This is a genomic window from Gaetbulibacter sp. S0825 (assembly GCF_011777505.1).
Taxonomy (GTDB): Bacteria; Bacteroidota; Bacteroidia; order Flavobacteriales; family Flavobacteriaceae; genus Pontimicrobium.
The window spans coordinates 79862-101617 of record NZ_JAATJT010000002.1 but is presented as its reverse complement, the minus strand read 5'-3'; the positions used below and the strand labels follow the sequence as shown (position 1 = coordinate 101617).

Annotated in this window: 18 protein-coding genes and 1 other RNA gene; 10 read left to right on the top strand and 9 right to left on the bottom strand. The window is 32.1% G+C overall.

Features of this window, described 5'->3' with window-relative positions:
• Positions 1-6: 6 nt before the first annotated feature.
• Complete coding sequence (locus HB672_RS08010) at positions 7-1449, bottom strand: aminotransferase class V-fold PLP-dependent enzyme (protein WP_167610682.1); 1443 nt, start codon at positions 1447-1449, stop codon at positions 7-9.
• Between the two features lie 123 nt (positions 1450-1572).
• On the opposite strand from HB672_RS08010, the gene HB672_RS08005 reads away from it, so the two are divergent.
• The gene (locus HB672_RS08005; protein ID WP_167610679.1) at positions 1573-1803 is read left to right on the top strand and encodes a DUF2007 domain-containing protein; all 231 of its coding nucleotides are present in this window, start codon (positions 1573-1575) and stop codon (positions 1801-1803) included.
• Positions 1804-1901: 98 nt separating this feature from the next.
• On the opposite strand, the gene HB672_RS08000 is transcribed toward HB672_RS08005, so the two are convergent.
• Positions 1902-3527, bottom strand: a complete 1626-nt coding sequence (locus tag HB672_RS08000; RefSeq protein WP_167610676.1) for an ATP-binding cassette domain-containing protein — start codon at positions 3525-3527, stop codon at positions 1902-1904.
• 256 nt (positions 3528-3783) lie between these two features.
• Here HB672_RS08000 and HB672_RS07995 point away from each other — a divergent pair, with 256 nt between their 5' ends.
• Entirely contained in the window at positions 3784-5193 is a 1410-nt protein-coding gene (locus HB672_RS07995) for a thioredoxin-like domain-containing protein (protein WP_167610672.1), read from the top strand.
• A 52-nt stretch (positions 5194-5245) separates the two neighbouring features.
• Here the strand turns inward: HB672_RS07995 and fsa are convergent, their stop codons facing one another.
• The 3 genes from fsa to ffs all read right to left on the bottom strand — a co-directional run bounded on the left by fsa (position 5246) and on the right by ffs (position 6957).
• Positions 5246-5899, bottom strand: coding sequence for a fructose-6-phosphate aldolase (fsa, locus tag HB672_RS07990; protein WP_167610669.1), 654 nt, complete (start codon positions 5897-5899; stop codon positions 5246-5248).
• A 105-nt stretch (positions 5900-6004) separates the two neighbouring features.
• A complete protein-coding gene (locus tag HB672_RS07985; protein WP_167610666.1) occupies positions 6005-6808 on the bottom strand; it encodes an SDR family oxidoreductase in 804 nt (267 codons plus the stop codon).
• Between the two features lie 50 nt (positions 6809-6858).
• An RNA gene (ffs, locus tag HB672_RS07980) (signal recognition particle sRNA small type) lies at positions 6859-6957 on the bottom strand.
• Between the two features lie 89 nt (positions 6958-7046).
• Between ffs and HB672_RS07975 the strand changes: the two genes are divergently transcribed.
• The 4 genes from HB672_RS07975 to HB672_RS07960 all read left to right on the top strand — a co-directional run bounded on the left by HB672_RS07975 (position 7047) and on the right by HB672_RS07960 (position 10681).
• Complete coding sequence (locus tag HB672_RS07975; RefSeq protein ID WP_167610663.1) at positions 7047-8081, top strand: glutaminyl-peptide cyclotransferase; 1035 nt, start codon at positions 7047-7049, stop codon at positions 8079-8081.
• 5 nt (positions 8082-8086) lie between these two features.
• A complete protein-coding gene (locus HB672_RS07970; protein WP_167610660.1) occupies positions 8087-8470 on the top strand; it encodes a thioesterase family protein in 384 nt (127 codons plus the stop codon).
• A gap of 98 nt (positions 8471-8568) precedes the next feature.
• Entirely contained in the window at positions 8569-10161 is a 1593-nt protein-coding gene (locus HB672_RS07965) for a hypothetical protein (RefSeq protein WP_167610657.1), read from the top strand.
• Positions 10162-10240: 79 nt separating this feature from the next.
• Positions 10241-10681 (top strand): nuclear transport factor 2 family protein, encoded by a 441-nt coding sequence (locus HB672_RS07960; protein WP_167610654.1) that lies wholly within the window; start codon positions 10241-10243, stop codon positions 10679-10681.
• A gap of 38 nt (positions 10682-10719) precedes the next feature.
• Here the strand turns inward: HB672_RS07960 and glyA are convergent, their stop codons facing one another.
• Positions 10720-12009 (bottom strand): serine hydroxymethyltransferase, encoded by a 1290-nt coding sequence (gene glyA / locus HB672_RS07955; protein WP_167610651.1) that lies wholly within the window; start codon positions 12007-12009, stop codon positions 10720-10722.
• Positions 12010-12212: 203 nt separating this feature from the next.
• Here glyA and fahA point away from each other — a divergent pair, with 203 nt between their 5' ends.
• The 3 genes from fahA (at position 12213) to HB672_RS07940 (ending at position 16158) form a co-directional block, all read left to right on the top strand.
• The gene (fahA, locus tag HB672_RS07950; RefSeq protein ID WP_167610648.1) at positions 12213-13505 is read left to right on the top strand and encodes a fumarylacetoacetase; all 1293 of its coding nucleotides are present in this window, start codon (positions 12213-12215) and stop codon (positions 13503-13505) included.
• A gap of 116 nt (positions 13506-13621) precedes the next feature.
• A complete protein-coding gene (locus HB672_RS07945; RefSeq protein ID WP_244306596.1) occupies positions 13622-14803 on the top strand; it encodes a hypothetical protein in 1182 nt (393 codons plus the stop codon).
• 176 nt (positions 14804-14979) lie between these two features.
• The gene (locus HB672_RS07940) at positions 14980-16158 is read left to right on the top strand and encodes a hypothetical protein (protein ID WP_167610645.1); all 1179 of its coding nucleotides are present in this window, start codon (positions 14980-14982) and stop codon (positions 16156-16158) included.
• Between the two features lie 36 nt (positions 16159-16194).
• On the opposite strand, the gene HB672_RS07935 is transcribed toward HB672_RS07940, so the two are convergent.
• The 3 genes from HB672_RS07935 to ytxJ all read right to left on the bottom strand — a co-directional run bounded on the left by HB672_RS07935 (position 16195) and on the right by ytxJ (position 18950).
• On the bottom strand, positions 16195-17331 hold the full coding sequence (locus HB672_RS07935) for a serine hydrolase domain-containing protein (RefSeq protein WP_167610642.1): 1137 nt from the start codon (positions 17329-17331) through the stop codon (positions 16195-16197).
• A gap of 25 nt (positions 17332-17356) precedes the next feature.
• A complete protein-coding gene (locus tag HB672_RS07930) occupies positions 17357-18481 on the bottom strand; it encodes an alpha/beta hydrolase-fold protein (protein WP_167610639.1) in 1125 nt (374 codons plus the stop codon).
• An 82-nt stretch (positions 18482-18563) separates the two neighbouring features.
• Positions 18564-18950 carry a bacillithiol system redox-active protein YtxJ gene (gene ytxJ, locus HB672_RS07925; RefSeq protein WP_167610636.1) on the bottom strand — a complete coding sequence of 129 codons (387 nt, stop codon included), beginning with the start codon at positions 18948-18950 and terminating at the stop codon, positions 18564-18566.
• Positions 18951-19092: 142 nt separating this feature from the next.
• Here ytxJ and clpB point away from each other — a divergent pair, with 142 nt between their 5' ends.
• Complete coding sequence (gene clpB, locus HB672_RS07920) at positions 19093-21696, top strand: ATP-dependent chaperone ClpB (RefSeq protein ID WP_167610633.1); 2604 nt, start codon at positions 19093-19095, stop codon at positions 21694-21696.
• Positions 21697-21756 lie beyond the last annotated feature (60 nt).

Here is a 21756-nt window from a genome sequence, read left to right as displayed (position 1 = left end):
TACATTTTAAACTGATTGATTTATTTTAGTTAATCCTCTTTCTATCATAGCAATAGCTTTATCTATGGTTTCTAATTTAGTTCTAAATGACAATAAAGCCATTCGGATTACAAACTTTCCATTTATTAAAGTAGAACTTAAAAATATTTCGCCATCGTTATGTAATTCTTTCAAGAGGTTTTCATTAAAACTATTTTCATTGGCATCATTGGTTGGATACCAAAAATAACTCACAGATAAATCTGGCTCTGGACCAACTTTAAAACCAATTTTTACTAATTCTTCTCTAAAGTAATGAGTTAATAACAACTTTTCTTCAAGACAGGCGACAAATGGTTCTATTCCATGTAACTGCAAGGGCAACCACATTCGTAAACTTCTAAAATGCTTGGTTAGTTCTGGAGAGACATCAGCAGGATTTACTGGCATATCATCATCAATAGCATCTTGCATATAATTAGCTCGATAATGGTTTGAATGATATACCGCTTCTTTATCTTTTACCAATACAGCACCAAGTCCGTAAGGAAGAAACAGACCTTTATGCGGATCAATCACTAATGAATCTGCCATTTCTATGCCTTTGAAACGTTCTTTTACTTTATCAATCAGAATAAAAAAGCCTCCATAAGCAGCATCTACATGATACCATAGGTTATTCTCTTTTGCTATGTTTCCAATGTCTTGTAGTGGGTCAATAGCTCCTGTATCAGTAGTTCCAGCAGACGCAATAACTACAAAAGGATTTAAACCTTTCTTTTTATCACTCTCGATTTTTTGTTCTAAATCTGGAGCAATAATTCTCGAATATGCATCTAACTCTAAATATCTGATTTGAACATCTTCAAGCCCAATAATTCGAAGTGCTTTTTGTATACAATGATGTACCTGAGGACTTGTATAGATAACACTTTTCTCAATGACAGCGTTTTTAATTCCGTGTTTATCTCGAGCAGCAGTTAAAGCAATTAAATTAGCAATGGAGCCTCCAGATGTCAAATTTCCAATAGCAGATTCTGGAAAATTAAAAATGGATTTCATCCAGTTTAGCAACTCATGCTCTATGGCAACACCACCAGGACAGGAATAATGCATTCCAACATATTCGTTAGTGACATCTGCCAAATAATCTGCTAAAGAAGATGTATAAATACCACCACCTGGAATATATCCTAAATGACCTCCTGATGCAGCATTTATCCCTTTAGCTGCTACTTCATTGGCATATAACTCTAATATTTCTTCTATAGATTTAGTTTTGTCCGTAACCTTAAAAACATGTGGTGTTTCCTTCTCGCTACTAAAGGCTTTAGTAGATTCTATTTTACTAAGGAATGAATTCGCATAAGCATTAACCTTATTTAAATATGTATTTCTTTGAGCTTCATTTGGCTCAAGAGATTGAGACTTAGTCTGTAAGTCTAAAATTTGTTGCTTAAGTTGACTCACTAAAATTGTTTTAAAAAATTAATTATTAATTTCTGTAAGAATTAGTCACTTTTATCGTCCTAAAAATAAGCAAATTGATTTGTTTTTTTGTATCTTTAAGATACACATCTTAAACTTATTTATATGGAATCAAATTATACGAGAATATATACAGGAAGCATGATAATTGTGCAGTTGATAACATCAAAACTGGAGGAGGTAGGTATTTCACCAGTTATTAAAGAGCAAAATGAATCAGGTCTTGATCCAAAAATTTACGGTGGTCACTTACTTCAAGAAGTATATGTACATAAAGATGAATTAGACAAAGCTGTTCCTGTCGTTCAAGCTGCGTTATCTGGAATGGAGGCTTAATTAGTTTTTAGTCAACAGTAACAGTTAACAGTTGTTTATATAAAAGAGCCAAAAATCTAAGATTTTTGGCTCTTTTATATTTTAAATTACGTCTTTTATTAAGCTGTAACCGAATACATTTTTTCTCTTAATTCCTTAATTTTAGGATTTTGCATATACTCGTCAAATGTTGTGTAACGGTCTATAATACCATTTGGCGTTAATTCAATTACACGATTTGCAACTGTTTGTGCAAATTCATGATCGTGTGTTGTAAACAACACTGTCCCTTTAAAGTTCTTCAAAGAATTATTAAATGCCGTAATACTTTCTAGGTCTAAATGATTAGTAGGCTCATCAAGCATTAATACATTAGCCCTCATCATCATCATTCTAGATAGCATGCAACGTACTTTTTCACCTCCAGACAAGACATCTGCAGTTTTTAAAGCTTCCTCACCACTAAAAATCATCTTTCCTAAAAAGCCACGAACATATACTTCTTCACGTTCTTCCTCAGTAGTTGCCCATTGACGTAACCAATCGACCAAAGTCAATTTATTATCGAAAAAAGCACTATTATCTAATGGTAAATAAGATTGAGTTGTTGTTACTCCCCAAGCAAATTTTCCAGAATCTGGTTTTTCATTTCCAGAAATAATTTGATAAAATGCTGTTGTAGCTCTAGAATCTTTAGAATACACTACTACTTTATCTCCTTTAGCAAGATTTAAATCTATATTGCTAAACAAAGTGTCTCCATCTAATGATGCCGCTAAACCTTCAATATTCAATATTTGGTCACCAGCTTCTCTATCTCTTTCAAAAATAATTGCTGGATAACGACGACTAGAGCGCTTAATATCAGCAATATTTAACTTCTCAATCATTTTCTTTCTACTTGTTGCTTGTTTAGATTTGGCAACGTTGGCAGAAAAACGTCTAATAAACTCTTCAAGTTCCTTTTTCTTATCCTCAGCTTTTTTGTTTTGCTGAGCGTGCTGTTTAGCTGCTAATTGAGAAGATTCATACCAGAAAGAATAATTTCCTGAATAATGATTTATTTTTCCGAAATCTATATCAGAAATATGTGTACAAACGGCGTCTAAAAAGTGTCTGTCGTGAGATACCACAATGACACAGTTATCATAATTTGCCAAGAAATTCTCTAACCAAGAAATAGTTTCGTAATCCAAATCGTTGGTAGGCTCATCCATAATCAGTACATCAGGACTTCCAAAAAGTGCTTGTGCAATTAACACACGTACTTTTTGTTTTCCATCCAAGTCTTTCATTAAAGTATAATGCAAATCTTCTTTAATACCTAAGTTTGACAACATTGCTGCAGCATCACTGTCGGCATTCCAACCATCCATTTCTTCAAATTGCACTTGTAATTCTCCAATTTTTTCGGCATTCTCATCTGAATAATCTGCATAAAGCGCATCAATTTCAGATTTGATTTTAAACAAAGGTTTGTTGCCTCTTAAAACAGTCTCCAAAACTGGAAACTCGTCGTATAAACTATGATCTTGTTCTAAAACAGACATACGTTTCCCTGGCTCTAAATGCACATGACCCGAAGTTGGGTCTTGCTTACCTGCTAAAATCTTTAAAAACGTGGATTTTCCTGCACCATTTGCTCCAATAATCCCATAACAATTCCCATTGTTGAAAGTAGTGTTTACCTCATCAAAAAGAACACGTTTACCAAATTGTACCGATAAGTTAGAAACTGATAACATTTTTTAATTTTTATATTTACTCAGATGATTATTAATCGTTAAAAAAGGTCTTTACAAACCAATAAATTAAAGCGTTTTACTCCTTGACATAAAGCACCTTGTAAGTTTGGCGCAAAAGTAGAAAAATCAAACCATTCAAGCAATTAAATGGCAATGATAATAACTTTTAACAACGCCTTAACATCACTTTTAGTATGCAAGACATACTTTTGCAATGAAATAAGCAAAATATCTCGATTGAGATTGCATGTTTACTATGAAGCAACTAATTGTCCTTTTACTAGTCATTACTACGCTTTTGAGCTGCAACAACAATGAAAATACTTGTGGGCAAGCCTTTATTGGTGGTGAAATAATTAATCCTAATAATGACTTTGTCACGCTTTTAAGAGATGCTTCTCCTATCGACACACTATACTTAGACAAAAACAATCGCTTTTCCTATCAAATAGAAACACTCGATCCTGGACTACATTCTTTTTATCATGGTGGAGAATATCAAATAGTAATTATTGAGCCAAACGATAGTATTATGATTAGGCTAAACACACTTGATTTTGATGAATCTTTAGTGTTTTCTGGTCAAGGCTCGAAGAAAAACAACTATTTAATAAATATGTTTTTGAAACTTGATAAAGAAGAACATTTCGTTTATCAATCATCAAAATTAAATCCAGAAATATTTCTTACAAAACTAGATTCTATTAAAGAAGAAAAATATCTAGCTCTAAATGCGTTTAAAGAGAAATACCAACCAACAGATTATTTTATTAATGTTGCTCAAACTGGTATTGATTACAGTTATTATAGAGATAAAGAAATTTATCCTTACAGATATTTTGGTACAAACAAACCTCTTCCTCTAGACTCTCTTCCTGATGGGTATTTTAATTTTAGAAATGATATTGATTATAATCAAGAAGAACTAAAAGAGTTTTTTCCATATTTTAATTTCCTTTTCCCACATTTTAACAATCTAGCCATGGAAAAGTATTTTAAAGATAATAATGAAGAAAAATTAGTAAGAACTAACATAAAATATCACTTAAATAAGCTTGAATTAATTGACGATATGGTTGAAAGCGAAGTGATGAAAAACATTCTTTTAAAATTTCCAACTAGGAATTTTTTAAATTATTCGAAATCTTTTGAGGATTCCGAAGCAATGTATAATTCCTTTTTAAAGAAAAACACAAGCGGGCAAAATGAAGTATATATAACTAATCTATACAAAACACTCAATAGGTTGCGTCCTGGAAACAAGCTTCCTGAGGTTGAGGTTTTAAACTTTAAAAATGAGGCTACAACACTTAATAGTATTACCAAAAGACCAACAGTTCTATATTTTTGGAGTAGTATTAATAAATACCATTTTGAAAATAGTCATGCCAAAGTTAAAGAGTTAAAAAAACTATATCCTAATATTGACTTCATATCCATAAATATAAACTCTAATAATGAATCTAATTGGAAACGCTTATTAAAACAAAACAATATTAATATCACTAATGAATATCGATTTAGAAATCCTGAAATCGCCAAAAAATTATTAGCCATTCAATATATTAATAAAGTGATTGTTGTTGATAGAAAAGATAATGTTATCACTTCTAACGCTAATTTATTCAAAAGTGACTTTAAGGATTTACTTGATGAGATAAAATAAAAAAAGCTACTTCTAAGTAGCTTTTTTTTATTATCTATATAATTGTAGAATTTTAATTTCCTTTCTTATAATCTTCTAAAAACTTAGCTAGACCAATATCTGTTAAAGGATGTTTTAATAAGCCTTCAATTGAACTTAAAGGTCCTGTCATAACATCTGCTCCAAGTTTAGCGCAATCAATAACGTGCATTGTATGACGAACAGATGCAGCTAAAATTTGCGTTTCGAAAGCATAGTTATCGTATATGTGTCTAATTTCTCCTATAAGGTTTAAACCATCTGTAGAAATATCATCCAACCTTCCAATAAAAGGTGACACATACGTTGCTCCTGCCTTTGCAGCTAACAATGCTTGTCCAGGAGAAAAGACTAGAGTCACATTAGTTTTTATGCCTCTTTCCGAAAAATATTTGCAAGCCTTAATACCATCTTTAATCATTGGTAATTTAATAACTATTTGGTCGTGTAATTCTGCTAAAGCCTCTCCTTCTCTCACCATCCCTTCAAAATCTGTAGAAATCACCTCAGCACTTACATCGCCATCAACAATATTGCAGATATCTACATAATGCTTTAAAATGTTATCGTGACCTGTAATACCTTCTTTGGCCATTAATGATGGATTTGTTGTTACACCATCAAGTACACCAAGGTCTTGAGCTTCTTTTATCTGACTTAAATTAGCTGTATCAATAAAAAATTTCATGTTTGTAAACGTAGTTTTAGTTGTGTTAAATTTCGATGCGAATTTACAATATTAGGTAGGCTTCTAATTATTTTTTAATTAAAACATATTAACAACTTTTAAATGCTATAACTTATAATGATTCATCAACAATTTTTCATAAACCTTATCAGGAAGAATGCGTTTTAATACAATGGAGAATTTTTGCATAAACTCTCCTACTTTATAATGTGCTTTAGGATTTTTAGAGTTAATCACTTTAAATATAGCTTTAGCCATTAATAAAGGGTCTTGACCACTATCTACATGCTCATCCATTAGTTTTAAAGTATTTCCATAAGATTCTTTATAAGGAGAACTACTATTTACTGGCGCATGATATCGTCCAGCAGCAATATTAGTCGCGAAATCTCCTGGAGCGACATTGGTCATGTTTATATTAAAACCCTTAATTTCCATTCTGAAGGCTTCAGTAATAAGCTCCAAAGCACCTTTACTTGCACTATAAACGCCTCTGTAAGGCAATCCCATATAACCAGCTATAGATGTTACATTTATTATAAGTCCCGAATTCTGTGCACGCATTTGTGGCAATACGGCTTTAATGACATTTATTGGTCCAAAAAAGTTAGTGTCGAAATTTCGCTTGATTTCCGCTTCTGGAATTTCTTCTATGGGACCAGTTATTCCTGCTCCAGCATTATTGATAAGGACATCAATTTTTCCTTCTTCACTTATTACTTCTTGAATGCATTTAAAAATAGTATCACTATCGGTTACGTCTAAAGCAATAATTGGAAATTGACTATCAGGATAATTTTGCGGATTTCTACTAGTACCATAAACAGTAAAACCTTTGCCTTTTAGAAACTCTCCAACAGATTTTCCTATTCCAGAGGAGCCTCCAGTAATTAAAACAACTTTAGACATAAAATTTTTAAGATTAATTCAACCAAAAGTAAGAAACTTTATGGCACAAAAAAAGGCAAGCTACCTACATCACACCGCTACGACCATTTACCTTTGCTGCGTTCCCGCCCTGGAGGATTCAACAGGAGCTGGTTGTGTAGGACTTGCCTCGTGCAAAGATACAATCTTTTAATAGTTGCGCAATGATTTTTTTTACTGAATTTAAATAAATAAATTGCTAAAAAATTCAACAAAAACTATGCGTTGCCTTAAAATTCTTACTATCATAGTATTACCACTATTAATGATTGCATGTGGTAGTAATTCTGAAAAAAAATCGAAGAACTTTTCAATCGAAACCAATACTACTAAAAACGCTATTTCTAATAGCGAAACTTTAACACTATCCATTAAAAACTCAAAGAATTACGCAATTGATTCTGTAGTTTACAAAATGAACAATCAAAAAATTAAAAATAATCTAGATTTAAGCGGAAGTAAACTAGGAAAGCAGGTTATTGAAGCAACGGTTTATTATAATGATAAAAATGAAACTGTTTCAACCAATATTATTATTTTAAGCAGTGAAGCTCCAAAAATCTATACCTTCAACATTATTAACGAATATCCACACGATATTACTTCTTATACTCAGGGACTGGAGTTTTATAATGGAGAGCTTTACGAAAGTACTGGTCAACTAGGAAAATCTAAGCTTAGAAAGGTAAATTACAAAACGGGCGAAGTGCTTGAAAATATTGATTTAGCAAAAGAATATTTCGGAGAAGGACTTACCATTTTAAATAATAACATCTATCAGCTCACTTGGCAAAGTGGTATTGGATTCGTATATGACGTCAATACTTTTGAGAAAAAGAGCAATTTTAAATACGGAAAAAGTAAAGAAGGCTGGGGGCTTTGCAATGATGGAAAAGTACTTTATAAAAGTGATGGTACAGAAAATATTTGGATTTTAGACCCAGAAACTCTAGTTGAAAAAGACCATATTCAAGTATATAGAAACAAGGGAAAAGTTGAAAATTTGAATGAACTAGAATGGATTAACGGCAAAATATATTCTAATAGTTATCAAAACGATGGTGTTGCTATAATTAACCCTAAAAATGGTGCCGTAGAAGGTTTGCTTAACTTTTCATCATTAAAGAAAAAAGTAAAGCAACATCCAACATTAGATGTTTTAAATGGCATCGCCTACAATCCAGATACTAAAACAATATTTGTAACAGGAAAACACTGGGACAAACTTTTTGAAATAGAAATTGTTGAAAACTAAACTGTATGCAGGTTTATGAACAACGCATTAAAATTACTAAAGACGATTTAGACGAACTCAATCATGTAAACAATGTACGTTATGTACAATGGATTCAAGATATTGCTAAAGCACATTGGGAAAAAAATGTAACACAAGACATTAAAGACTCTTTCTTTTGGGTTGTTGTAAATCATTTTATAGAATATAAGTCTCCAGCATTTTTAAATGACCTGATTTTAATTAAAACGTATGTCACTAAATCTAAAGGTGTTACTTCCACTCGTATTGTAGAAATGTACAAGGACACTACATTACTTGTGAAGGCGGAAACTGTTTGGTGTTTGTTGAGTACTTCAACAAATCGTCCAACTCGGATTACTGAAGAAATAGCCGATTTATTCGAATAAATACTAATTCATAGAATCAAAAGTTATATTTTTAATTATCTACTATTTTTTAAACTCAAAAATTGGAATTAAATAGTTTGAAAGTTTACTTTTACAACATGAAGCGTCTATCTTATTTTATACTTAGCCTAACCATTCTCGTTTTTTGGAGTTCCTGTCGTAAAGATTTTGAATTTTCTGCAAGTACTGGCTCACTAGAATTCTCAAAAGACACCGTATATCTAGATACTGTTTTTACCAATATTGGCTCAAGTACTTACAACTTAAAAGTTTATAATAATAGTAATGATGATATTATAATTCCGTCAATAAAACTCAGTGAGGGTTATAATTCTTACTACCGAATGACTATTGATGGCACTACTGGTCTTGAAGGAGGTTCTAACCAAGCTATTGGTAAAGTGTTCGAAAATATTGAAATGTTGGCAAAAGACAGTATGTATATTTTTATTGAAACTACTATAGATATCCAAGACTTAGCGGCTTCACAAACACAATTTTTATATACAGATGCTATTGAGTTTGATTCTGGAGATAACCTTCAAAAAGTAGAATTGGTAACCCTTGTAAAAGATGCCAATTTTATTTATCCGCAACGTTTTTTAAATTCTGAAGGCGAATATATAACTGAAACACTCACCTTTGATGTAGATGGTGATGGAATGGAGGACGAAACCACAATTGAAGGTCGTTTTCTCGATGATAGTGAACTCACTTTTACCAACGAGAAATCTTATGTAATTTATGGTTATGCAGCAGTTGCTGATGGCAAAACACTCACTGTTGAATCTGGTGCAAGAGTACATTTTCATGCCAACTCTGGCTTGTTAATTACCGATGGAGCATCGCTAAAAGTTAATGGTGTACCAAGTTTAGATCAAGAACTTATGGAAGGTGAAGTGATTTTTGAAGGTGACCGATTAGAACCTGCTTTTGCTGATATTCCTGGACAGTGGCAAACTATTTGGCTATTCAACAATAGTGTAGATAATGTTATTAATCATGCTACTATAAAAAACGGCACTATAGGCGTTTTAAGTGATGGAAATCAAGATGACCCAACAAAATTTACACTTACAAATTCACAAATTTACAATTCCAGTAATTTCGGTATTTTAGGTAGAGGCACCTCTATTTATGGGGAAAATGTTGTGGTAAACAATAGTGGACAATCATCATTTGCTGGCACTTACGGAGGATCCTATAACTTTGTACATACAACCTTTGCTAACTATTGGAACAATAGCTTTAGACAGTTCCCGTCGGTGTTACTGAATAATTTCATCATTGATGAAGACAATACTGTATTCACAAATCCATTAGATGAAGCTAACTTCACGAACTGCATTGTTTATGGAAATGACAACCCTGAGTTGATTTTAGACAGAGACCCAGCTGATGACTTCAACTTTAAATTCACCAATAGTTTGATAAAATTCGATAACTCAAACAATAATTTTACTGGTGATTTGTACGACTTTAATAACAGTTTATTATACGAGAATGTTATTTTTAATCAAGATCCAGGATTTCTAGACCCAAATAACAACAAGTTAAAAATTCCAAATGGTTCTCCCGTAGATAATTTTGGAATTGTATTTGGTAATTTATCAACAGATATTCTAAACACTACTAGAAGTGTCACTCCAGATTTAGGGGCTTACGAAAGTGTTGAGTTTGAAGACAATTAACGTCTTTTTAACTATAACATATCATGCTTTTATTTACTTTAAGGCATTGAAAATCAAAAAAAACAGTAAACACAAACTCATGAGACGTTCAATTACAATATTGCTATGTGTATTAGCATTCAGTTTATCCCAAGCACAAACCTCCAATAAAGCTGGTGTAGAAAAAGCCTGTATGAATTATCTAGAAGGATTTTATGAAGGTGACACAGCTAAACTTAAAGAAAGCTTACAACCTAGTTTAAATAAATTTGGATTCTGGAAAGACAAAGACTCTGATAATTATAGACAAGTAGGTCATATGTCATTTGAAAAAGCCTTAGCCTTTGCCAAAAACGTAAAAGACAAAAAAGAATTTGCTGCAGACGATGCACCAAAAAAAGTAGAAATCTTAGACATTGGCAATACTATTGCATCGGCTAAAATTACTGCATATTGGGGAATTGACTATGTTTTACTCTCTAAGCGTGGTGACAAATGGATGATTGAACAAGTAATTTGGGAAGGTCCTTTAGAAAAATAGAATAAAAAAAGCCTGCTGATTGCAGGCGTTTTTATTTATTATGCTTGATATTCGTTTTGAGCAAATAATGGTCTATGTGCCATCATAGCAAATACTTTTTCTTTGACAGCTTCTAAAACAGCTTCGTTTTCGTAGTTCATAATTACTTCGTCAATTAACTCCACAATTGGCGCCATATCTTCTTCTTTCATACCTCTAGTGGTAATCGCTGGTGTACCAATTCTAATACCAGAAGTTACAAATGGTGATTTATCGTCAAAAGGTACCATATTCTTATTAACTGTGATATCAGCTTTTACTAATGCTTGCTCTGCATCTTTTCCAGTAATATTTTTATTTCTAAGGTCAATGAGCATCATATGGTTATCTGTTCCATTAGAAATAATATGATAATCCTTATCAACTAAAGCTTTTGCCATAGCATCGGCATTCTTCTTTACTTGTAAAGTATAATGCATAAAATCGTCTGTCAATGCTTCACCAAATGCAATGGCTTTAGCAGCAATAATATGTTCTAATGGACCACCTTGATTCCCTGGGAAAACCGCGGAGTTTAACAATGATGACATCATTTTTGGTTTCCCTGATTTTAACGTTAGACCAAATGGGTTTTCAAAATCTTTTCCCATCATAATCATCCCTCCTCTTGGTCCTCTTAATGTTTTGTGTGTTGTAGTAGTAACAACGTGGCAATGTGGTAAAGGGTCATTCAATATCCCTTTAGCAATCAATCCTGCTGGATGTGAAATATCTGCCATTAAAATTGCTCCAACGCTATCAGCGATTTCACGAAAACGTTTAAAATCCATATCACGTGAATACGCAGATGCTCCAGCAATAATCAATTTTGGTTGTTCTGCTTTTGCAATAGCTTCCATTTTATCATAATTCAATTCTCCAGTAGCTTCGTCTACGCCATAAAAAACAGGATTATATAATTTACCTGAAAAATTTACAGGAGAGCCATGAGTTAAATGTCCTCCGTGAGATAAGTCAAAGCCTAATATTTTATCACCTGGGTTTAGGCATGCAAAAAAAACAGCTGTATTTGCTTGACTTCCAGAATGTGGTTGTACATTTACATATTCTGCACCAAATAAGGTTTTGGCTCTATCAATGGCTAATTGCTCGACTTCATCTACAATTTCACAGCCACCGTAATAGCGTTTTCCAGGATATCCTTCAGCATATTTGTTAGTTAATACAGATCCTGCAGCTTCCATTACTTGTTCGCTTACAAAATTCTCTGAAGCTATTAATTCTATACCGTGTAATTGGCGTTCCTTTTCTGCTTCTATTAATTCAAAAATTTGTTTATCGCGTTGCATAAATTTTAATTATGTGATTATTAAACTCAAAAATAGTAAATACATTAGTTTAATTGCGTAAAAAACATATATTTACTTAGCAATTTATTAACCACTTATTAAGTGTGATTGAACCTACATTTTAACTTAAAAATCACATCTATTATTAAAAAATTATGTAGGTTTGAACTAACATTTATTAAAAACCAATCAAAATATATACTATGTCTATATCAGCAAATGACCCAAATAGAGCATCATGGTTATACGTCAATAAACATTCCGATTTCCCAATCCAAAATATACCTTTCGGCGTCTTTTTAACAAGAGAAGATGTTATCACTATTGGTACAAGAATTGGTGACACAGCCATAGATTTAGGAGCATTGCATCAATTAGGGTATTTTGATGGTATTCCTTTAACTGATGATATCTTTCTTCAAGATACTTTGAATGATTTTATTGCAGATGGGAGAAAAACATGGAGAGCAGTTAGAAATAGAATAGCCGAAATTTTTGATGCTGATAACGAAACACTTAAAAACAATAAAAAGCATAAAGAAATTGTATGCTTTAGGCTAGATGAAATCGAAATGCAAATGCCTGTATTAGTAGGAGATTATACTGATTTTTATGCTAGTAAAGAACATGCTACAAACGTAGGAACCATGTTCCGTGGTAAGGAAAATGCATTAATGCCAAATTGGTTACACTTACCTGTTGGATATCATGGAAGAAGCTCTTCTATAGTAACAACTCACATTCCAATACATAGACCTCAAGGACAAACTTTACCTGAAGGCGCAAGCAAACCTGTTTTTGGACCAAGTAAATTAGTAGATTTTGAATTGGAAATGGCTTTTATAACGACTGATGCCAATGATTTAGGAGAGCCTATTCCAATTGAGGAGGCAGAAGACTATATTTTTGGGTTAGTATTATTTAATGATTGGAGCGCTCGAGACATTCAAAAATGGGAATATGTTCCATTAGGTCCTTTTTTAGGAAAAAATTTCGCCTCTACTATATCACCTTGGATAGTTACGCTTGATGCATTAGAGCCTTTTAGGGTAGAGTCTCCAAAACAAGATCCAAAACCATTACAATACCTTGTGTCAAAAGGAAAAAAGAGTTTTGATATTAATCTAGAAGCTGCTATAAAACCAAAAGGTGCCAAAGAAACTGTAGTGTCTCGCACCAACTTTAAGCATATGTATTGGAATATGGCGCAACAATTAACACATCATACTAGTAATGGATGTCCTGTTAATTCGGGAGATATGATGGGAAGCGGAACTATTTCTGGTCCTACCGAAGATTCTTATGGCTCAATGCTAGAATTGACTTGGCGAGGTGAAAAACCAATAAAAATGAAAGATGGTACAAAGCGTAAATTTATTAATGATAATGACACTGTGATTATGCGTGGTTATTGTGAAAATGATGATGTTCGTATTGGGTTTGGTCAAGTAAAAACTGAATTACTTCCTGTTTTTAATTCAAAAAAGAAAAAATAGTAAACAATTATAGAACAATTACTTATAACCTTCAATATTATTTATTGAAGGTTATTTTTTTGTTTGGCATCATAATTGAAATTCTATTGATATGAATCAATTAAAAACACAAGATTATGAAGAAATTACTACTCTTAACAGTCCTTCTTTCAGTACTAGTATCTTGTGGTGGAAGAAAGCAAATTGAAAAGCAATTGCACTCTGGCAACTACGACGTTGCCATTACTAATGCTTTAAAGAAACTTGAAAACAACAAAGACAAAAAGCGAAAAGAAAAATTTGTTGTGTTGCTAGAGGATGCTTACTACAAAGTTGTAGAGCGTGACTTAAAAATTATTGAGCGTCTTAAAAAAGATGGCAATCCAGAGCATTATAAAACTATTTATGAGATTTATGCCGATTTGGATGCACGTCAAGAAGCTATTAAGCCAGTACTTCCATTAAAAATTGGAAATAAATATTTAAATCTAGAATTTAATAACTATACCGATGATTTAGTTGATTATAGATACAAGGCATCTGACTATTTAATAGATAAAGGTATTGACCTGTTGGATTCTGATGATAAGTATAATGCCAGAGAAGCCTATAGTATTTTTAAATATATAGAACGTATTAATCCAAATTTTGAAGAAGTTAGGGAATTACTAACCGAGGCACATCAAAAAGGAATAGATTATGTGATTGTGAATATTGAAAACAGGACGCATCAAATTATTCCACATCGTTTAGAGCAAGATTTATTAGATTTTGATACCTACGGATTAAATCAATTTTGGACAGTTTACCATTCTGTGAAAAACGAAACTATTGCTTACGATTATACCATGCAATTACAATTAAAGCAAATTAATATTTCGCCTGAAGAAATTAGAGAGCGACAATTAATTAGAAAAAAGCAAATTGTTGATGGTTGGGATTATAAGCTAGATGAAGACGGAAATGTAATGAAAGATAGCCTAGGTAACGATATTAAAATTGACCGTATTGTGAATATTAGAGCGCGATTGGCTGAGTTTAGTCAATTTAAATCGACTCAAATTTTAGCAGATATTGTATATACAGACCTAAAATCGAATCAAGTGTTGGATGCATTTCCAATTGATACAGAATTTGTATTTGAAAACAGATATGCGAGGTTTAGAGGCGACAAAAGAGCTTTAAACAATCACGACAGAACTTTGGTAAACCAAAGGCAAATGCATTTTCCAACAGATGCGCAAATGGTATATGACTCTGGTGAAAACTTAAAACAAAAACTTAAGCGGATTATTAATTCATATAGTTTAAGAGGTTAAACAAAAACTCCCAATTACATTGGGAGTTTTTCTGTTAAGCACAAGAAATTAAAGATTATTCCTACGATATATTTATAAATTATACATTTTATCGTGTTTATTTGCATTTAATCCATATCGTATGTATTTTGCACCACAGTTGAAATAAAGGTTTCAATTGCCCAAATTTATATCAGATGAAAAAACTACTACTATTAATAGTTATTACTTTTTTTGTGCTTTCTTGTAGCACCAGTAAGCAAATTGAAAAAAGTCTAAATATTGGAAATTATGACCAAGCAATTAATGATGCTATTGGTAAATTAAGGACCAATAAAGACAAAAAAAGAAAATCGGATTATATATTAATGCTTGAAGAAGCATTTGGTAAAGTTACCCAGCGTGATTTACAAAATATCGATTTTTTAAAAAAAGAAAATAATCCAGAAAATTATCTGCGTATATACGATGCTTATGTTGTTTTAAAAAACAGACAAGAACGTATTAAGCCATTACTTCCACTGTATGTTAGTGGCAAGGAAGCTAAATTCGATTTTCAAAATTATTCAAATCAAATAATAACTTATAAGAATAATGCATCCGAGCAATTGTATCAAAACGCTAAAGCACTATTAAATTCTAATAACAAATTAGATTATAGATATGCTTATGATGACTTAAGTGAAATTGAAAATATAAATCCAAATTATAAAGATGTGCGCCAGCTTATGGACGTAGCTCACCATAAAGGCACCGATTTTGTTTTGGTTGATATGATTAATGACTCTAGAAAGGTTATTCCTGAGCGTCTTGAAAGCGATTTACTAAACTTTAGTAGTTATGGACTTAATAACTTTTGGGTAGAATATCATGGTACACCTCAAGATAACCTTGACTATGACTATAATATGCAAGTTAAGCTAAGAGAAATCAATATTTCTCCAGAGCAAATTAAAGAGCGTCAAATTATAAAAGAAAAGCAAATTGTAGACGGTAAAAAGAACTTATTAGACGAAGATGGTCAAGTAGTAAAAGATAGTCTTGGAAAAATTATTAAAGTTGATAAATTAAAAAATATACGTTGTGAATACTACGAATTTAAGCAGTTTAAAGCAACTCAAGTTGTTGGAAACGTAGAATTCTTTAATTTGAGCACGAAACAACTCTTAGATAATTTCCCGTTATCAAGTGAGTTTATTTTTGAGCATATTTATGCGACATCTAGAGGAGATAGAAGAGCTTTAGAAAAAGATTTAATGCCTTTTCTAGAAAGACGTGCAGTACCATTTCCTAATGAAGAACAAATGATTTACGATACAGGCGAAGATTTAAAAATGCAGCTCAAAAAAATTATTAATTCTTATGCATTAAACTAAATAAAAACTCCCAATAATTATTGGGAGTTTTTTAATTTATTTATTTAATTCTTCGCTAATTAACTTTCCAATAGATGGAAGATATCTCATAATAGAAGTTTTTGCCCTTTCCGAAGTATTTAGTTGGTAGCAAATTGAAAATTTATCCTTAGCATAATACATCATGTTTGTGACATATCCAGGCATAAAACCGCTGTGTCCATATACTTTACCGTTAGGTGTATCTCGAATATGAACTCCTAATCCCCAAGTACCACCCATCCTACCAGCATCTATACCTTTAAAGTATTCATCAAGAAGTTTAGGATCAAACATTTTACCTTCATATATTTTCTTTGCCAATACTGCTAAATCATGTGTAGTAATTACAAGACCTCCACCAGCCCATTCAAATTGTAAATTATAACGACTTTTACCAGATTCATCAAATTGTACACCTGGAAAAAATGGATCGTCATCCGCATTATAACCTTGAGCAAGATTTTTATACATTCTTTTAGTTTGAGGAACTACATTATTAAGTCCAGCTTTATTTAAAACTCTTTTTTGTACCTCATCATATATAGAATTTCCTGTTAGTTTCTCAATAAGCATGCAAAGTACAATGTAATTTGTGTCTGAATAGGCAAAATTAGCTCCTACTTCAAATTCTGGTTTTGCATCAAAAACATATGATAGTAAGTCTTCTGGCTTCCAAACTCTATCTGCATCTTTCAAAATATCGACTTGAAATGCTTCGCTAAACACATATCTAGGAATACCTGTTTCGTGCCTCATCAATGAACGAACTGTTAAATTTTTGGCATTGGGTATCCTTTCAAACCAAGTATAGTTTGACATGGCATTAAAAATTGGTTCATCGAGTTTAATTATACCTTCTTCAATTAATTGAAGTGCCACTACCGAATAAAACACCTTTCCAGTGCTTCCTCCAAGCATTTTAGTAGTAGGAGACATTTCTGTTTTCTTATCAATATTCGCATAACCTCTTGTTAATGTCGTTGCTTTTCCATCTGGCAATACAATTGATAATGATATTCCTGGAGCTGTTGAATCTTTCCAAAGCTCATCTAACTTATTATTTACTAAATCAATTATTAAATCATTCTTATTTTCTTGAGCACTTAATTGTGCAATAAAAAGAAAACTAATTATTAGAAGAATTTTTTTCATAAGATATATTTTAAACCATAAGGTATTAATTAATTTTTGCTTCTTTTAGTCCTTTTTTCATAGAAGCATCAAATGTCGAGTTTGGATAAGTCGAAATTCCATTTTCAAAATACTTAATAGCATTTTTATAATCTTTATGTTTTAAATAAAACTGACCAAATCTATTTTGCCAATAAGCCGACGCATATCTCTTAGTAGATAACACATCTTTAAATTCTTCCATAAAATAACTGAAATATTTAAAATTATCTCTATTCCATGCTAACCAAATTAATGAGTTTTTCGTACTATTATCAATGTTACCATCACCTCCAAAACGCTTTGCTCTTTCTGTAAAAAATGTTTTTAGATACTGCATCCCTCCTAAATCTTCATATGCTTTTAAGCTCTCAAAAACTAACGAATCATAATTGTGATAATAATAACGTATTCCTTTATACATTGTTAAATGAGCCAAGGTTTCATGCACTTCATTATTGAACAATTCATATTTCCAAATTAGATTTTTGGGATTATATTTAAGTAATATCTCATTAAAAGCATCAGATGAACCTACATAGTAAATATCTTTTTTAGAATTAGCCATATACAAATAAACATTTGAGGGTGATGAAAATCCTTTTACTATTTCTTCAGATGCAAATCCCCCATCAGTAATAATGGCTCCTGAAAATAATTTTTTTTCTTGTAAAATTAGCTCACTTATATAATATGCAGCTGCTTCCCAACCAAAAATTATCCGCTCTTTTGTTGTTCTATAATTAGAATCTATAAATTGGATGACTTCTTCTTTTAAAAAAGAAGTAAATTTATCGCTTTCATCACCAAATAATGTTCTTCTCATAGGATTGCTGTTTTTTATACCTACTACAATCATTTCTGGAATTGCTCCAGGAGTACGTAACGCCTTTTGTACAGATACACCACTAGAAAAATACCATTGAGAATCTAAAACATACAAAACATCATAATTTTGCTCTGATGAATTATAAGAATCTGGAAGGTAAACTTGGATGTCTCTATCTTGATTTAAAACTTTTGAAGAAATGATATAATTAGTACCAATACTTATTTCTGTTCCTTTAACTTGAGAAATAATAGTACTACAAAAAGAAAAAGCAATAATTACAAACAGGGTTCTGTTTTTCATAAAATATTTTTATTAATAGTCTTAGTAAAACTATCAATTTAGAAATACTTTTCGTGATTCTAATTTATACTTTATAAATACTTTAACTAATATATAATTTTAAATCCAAATCATTAATAGCACCATGAGATGCATGGGCAACCACGACACCATTTTTAATTATGAGTAACTGAGGTGATTCGTGCATCACTTGAAACCTAAAACCAACTTCGTTAGATACGTCTCTAAAGTTTAGTAAGTCCAAATAATACAAGTCTAAATTAGCGTCAATATTATAAGCATCGATAAATTGGTTCATCACCATTCGGCTAATTCCACAACGTGTGGAATGCTTGAAAATAAGTTGCGTTTTAGTTTTAGACTTTTCTAAAATATCATCTAATTGATGCAATGCACTCAAATTAATCCAAGGCAGTAATTTTTTTTCCTTTGGTTCAGAAGGCTTAAAAATGTTCTTAAATATTCCCATAAAATGTAAGTCGCTCTAATTATTTAACCTTACAAACTGACTAAAAGTCGCATTATCACTAATCCTTACAGACAAAATGTCGTTTAAATTGCATTGGTAAGATTATTGAACAAAACTAACCAGAAAAGAAAAATATCATACAATGAACTTAAATAATTTTACAATAAAATCACAAGAAGCCATACAGCAAGCGCAACAACTTGCTCAAGGTTTTGGGCATCAACAAATAGAAAACGAGCATATTTTTAAAGCTATTTTCGATGTTGATGAAAACGTAGTACCATTCATTTTAAAAAAATTAAATGTAAACGTTCCGCTTTTACAACAAATTTTAGACAAGGAACTAGATAGTTTTCCAAAAGTATCTGGTAGCGACATAATGTTATCTCGCGATGCTGGAAAAGCGGTAAACGAAGCATCAATAATTGCTAAAAAAATGAACGATGATTATGTGTCTATCGAGCATTTAATCCTTGGAATATTTAAAACAAAAAGTAAAATAGCACAAATGCTAAAAGATCAAGGTGTTACCGAAAAAGGTTTACAAGCTGCTATTGATGAATTAAGAAAAGGTGATAGAGTAACCTCGCAAAGTCAAGAAGACACCTATAATTCTTTAAATAAATATGCCAAAAATCTTAACCAATTAGCAAAAGACGGGAAATTAGATCCTGTAATTGGTCGTGATGAGGAAATACGAAGAATTCTTCAAATTTTATCACGTCGTACCAAAAACAACCCTATTTTGGTTGGAGAACCTGGAACTGGTAAAACAGCTATTGCTGAGGGGTTAGCACACCGTATTATTGATGGTGATATTCCTGAAAATCTCAAGGACAAGCAAATATTCGCTCTAGACATGGGAGCATTAATCGCTGGTGCAAAATACAAAGGTGAGTTTGAAGAGCGCTTAAAAGCAGTTATTAAGGAGGTAACTACTAGCGATGGAGATATCGTATTATTTATAGACGAAATCCATACACTTGTTGGTGCTGGTGGTGGTCAAGGTGCTATGGATGCTGCTAATATTTTAAAACCAGCTTTGGCAAGAGGAGAATTACGTGCCATTGGTGCAACAACCTTAGATGAATATCAAAAATATTTCGAAAAGGATAAGGCATTAGAGCGTCGTTTTCAAAAAGTGATGGTTGACGAACCAGATACCGAAAGTGCAATCTCTATTCTTAGAGGTATTAAAGAAAAATATGAAACACACCATAAAGTACGTATTAAAGACGAGGCTATTATTGGCGCAGTAGAATTGTCTACTAGATATATTACCAATCGATTTTTACCAGACAAGGCTATTGACCTAATGGACGAAGCTGCATCAAAACTGCGTATGGAGATAAACTCTAAGCCAGAAGAATTAGATGTTCTGGATAGAAAGATTATGCAATTAGAAATTGAGATTGAAGCGATTAAGCGTGAAAAAGATGAATCTAAATTAAAATCACTAAGATCGGATTTAGCAAACTTAAAGGAAGTTAGAAACGACCTAAACGCTAAGTGGAAAAGTGAAAAAGAGATTGTAGACAATATTCAAAACACAAAACAAGATATTGAAAACTTTAAGTTAGAAGCAGAACGTGCTGAGCGTGAAGGCGATTATGGTAAGGTTGCCGAAATTAGATATGGAAAGATAAAAGAAGCTCAAGAAACGCTTGAAGCGCAACAGGCAATTCTTTCTAGTCAACAAGAAAACTCCTTAATCAAAGAAGAAGTAACCTATGAAGACATTGCCGAAGTAGTGGCCAAATGGACAGGGATTCCTGTAACAAAAATGCTGCAATCCGATCGTGAAAAGTTACTAAAACTTGAAGATGAATTACATAAACGAGTAGTTGGTCAAGAGGAAGCAATTGTGGCTGTAAGTGATGCTGTTAGACGTAGTCGTGCAGGTTTACAAAATCCGCAAAAACCAATAGGAACCTTCTTATTTTTAGGAACCACAGGAGTTGGTAAAACCGAATTAGCTAAAGCATTAGCTGAATATTTATTTGACGATGAAAATGCGATGACAAGAATAGATATGAGCGAATACCAAGAACGTCATGCTGTGAGCAGATTAGTAGGTGCACCTCCAGGATATGTCGGTTATGATGAAGGTGGACAACTCACAGAAGCGGTTAGAAGAAAACCTTACTCTGTAGTGTTACTAGATGAAATAGAAAAAGCCCACCCTGATACGTTTAACATATTATTGCAAGTGTTAGATGAAGGGAGATTGACAGATAATAAAGGCCGTGTTGCAGATTTTAAAAACACCATTATTATTATGACATCGAATATGGGAAGCAGTATTATTCATGACAGATTTGAAGCAACAAAAGATATAAATTCTGCGATTGAAGCTGCAAAGGTTGATGTATTGGCATTATTAAAACAAAGTGTACGTCCAGAGTTTTTAAACAGGATTGATGACACTATTATGTTTACACCTCTAACAAAGGAAAATATTGTGGAGATTGTTGGGCTTCAGTTAAAATCGGTTACAAAAATGGTCACACAACAAGGTATTACCTTTGATGCCACACAAGAAGCCATAACGTATTTAGCAGAAAAAGGATACAATTCAGAGTATGGTGCAAGACCTGTTAAAAGAGTCATTCAAAAAGAAGTTTTAAATGCCTTAAGTAAAGAAATACTAGCTGGAACTGTAACAACAGACAGTATTATACTTTTAGATGCATTTGATGATAAACTGGTATTTAGAAACCAAAATGATTTGGTAGAAGAAATGTAAATTTCGTTTTCACGAATTTTCATAATTGGTTGGTTAGTTGAAAAAGCAACATGATTCATT

Bases quoted from the DNA above. Each gene is read 5' to 3' on its own strand.
- HB672_RS08005 (WP_167610679.1), top strand. From the start codon at position 1,573: ATGGAATCAAATTATACGAGAATATATACAGGAAGCATGATAATTGTG.
- HB672_RS08000 (WP_167610676.1), bottom strand. From the start codon at position 3,527: ATGTTATCAGTTTCTAACTTATCGGTACAATTTGGTAAACGTGTTCTT.
- HB672_RS07995 (WP_167610672.1), top strand. From the start codon at position 3,784: ATGAAGCAACTAATTGTCCTTTTACTAGTCATTACTACGCTTTTGAGC.
- fsa (WP_167610669.1), bottom strand. From the start codon at position 5,899: ATGAAATTTTTTATTGATACAGCTAATTTAAGTCAGATAAAAGAAGCT.
- HB672_RS07985 (WP_167610666.1), bottom strand. From the start codon at position 6,808: ATGTCTAAAGTTGTTTTAATTACTGGAGGCTCCTCTGGAATAGGAAAA.
- HB672_RS07975 (WP_167610663.1), top strand. From the start codon at position 7,047: ATGCGTTGCCTTAAAATTCTTACTATCATAGTATTACCACTATTAATG.
- HB672_RS07970 (WP_167610660.1), top strand. From the start codon at position 8,087: ATGCAGGTTTATGAACAACGCATTAAAATTACTAAAGACGATTTAGAC.
- HB672_RS07965 (WP_167610657.1), top strand. From the start codon at position 8,569: ATGAAGCGTCTATCTTATTTTATACTTAGCCTAACCATTCTCGTTTTT.
- HB672_RS07960 (WP_167610654.1), top strand. From the start codon at position 10,241: ATGAGACGTTCAATTACAATATTGCTATGTGTATTAGCATTCAGTTTA.
- glyA (WP_167610651.1), bottom strand. From the start codon at position 12,009: ATGCAACGCGATAAACAAATTTTTGAATTAATAGAAGCAGAAAAGGAA.
- fahA (WP_167610648.1), top strand. From the start codon at position 12,213: ATGTCTATATCAGCAAATGACCCAAATAGAGCATCATGGTTATACGTC.
- HB672_RS07945 (WP_244306596.1), top strand. From the start codon at position 13,622: ATGAAGAAATTACTACTCTTAACAGTCCTTCTTTCAGTACTAGTATCT.
- HB672_RS07940 (WP_167610645.1), top strand. From the start codon at position 14,980: ATGAAAAAACTACTACTATTAATAGTTATTACTTTTTTTGTGCTTTCT.
- HB672_RS07935 (WP_167610642.1), bottom strand. From the start codon at position 17,331: ATGAAAAAAATTCTTCTAATAATTAGTTTTCTTTTTATTGCACAATTA.
- HB672_RS07930 (WP_167610639.1), bottom strand. From the start codon at position 18,481: ATGAAAAACAGAACCCTGTTTGTAATTATTGCTTTTTCTTTTTGTAGT.
- ytxJ (WP_167610636.1), bottom strand. From the start codon at position 18,950: ATGGGAATATTTAAGAACATTTTTAAGCCTTCTGAACCAAAGGAAAAA.
- clpB (WP_167610633.1), top strand. From the start codon at position 19,093: ATGAACTTAAATAATTTTACAATAAAATCACAAGAAGCCATACAGCAA.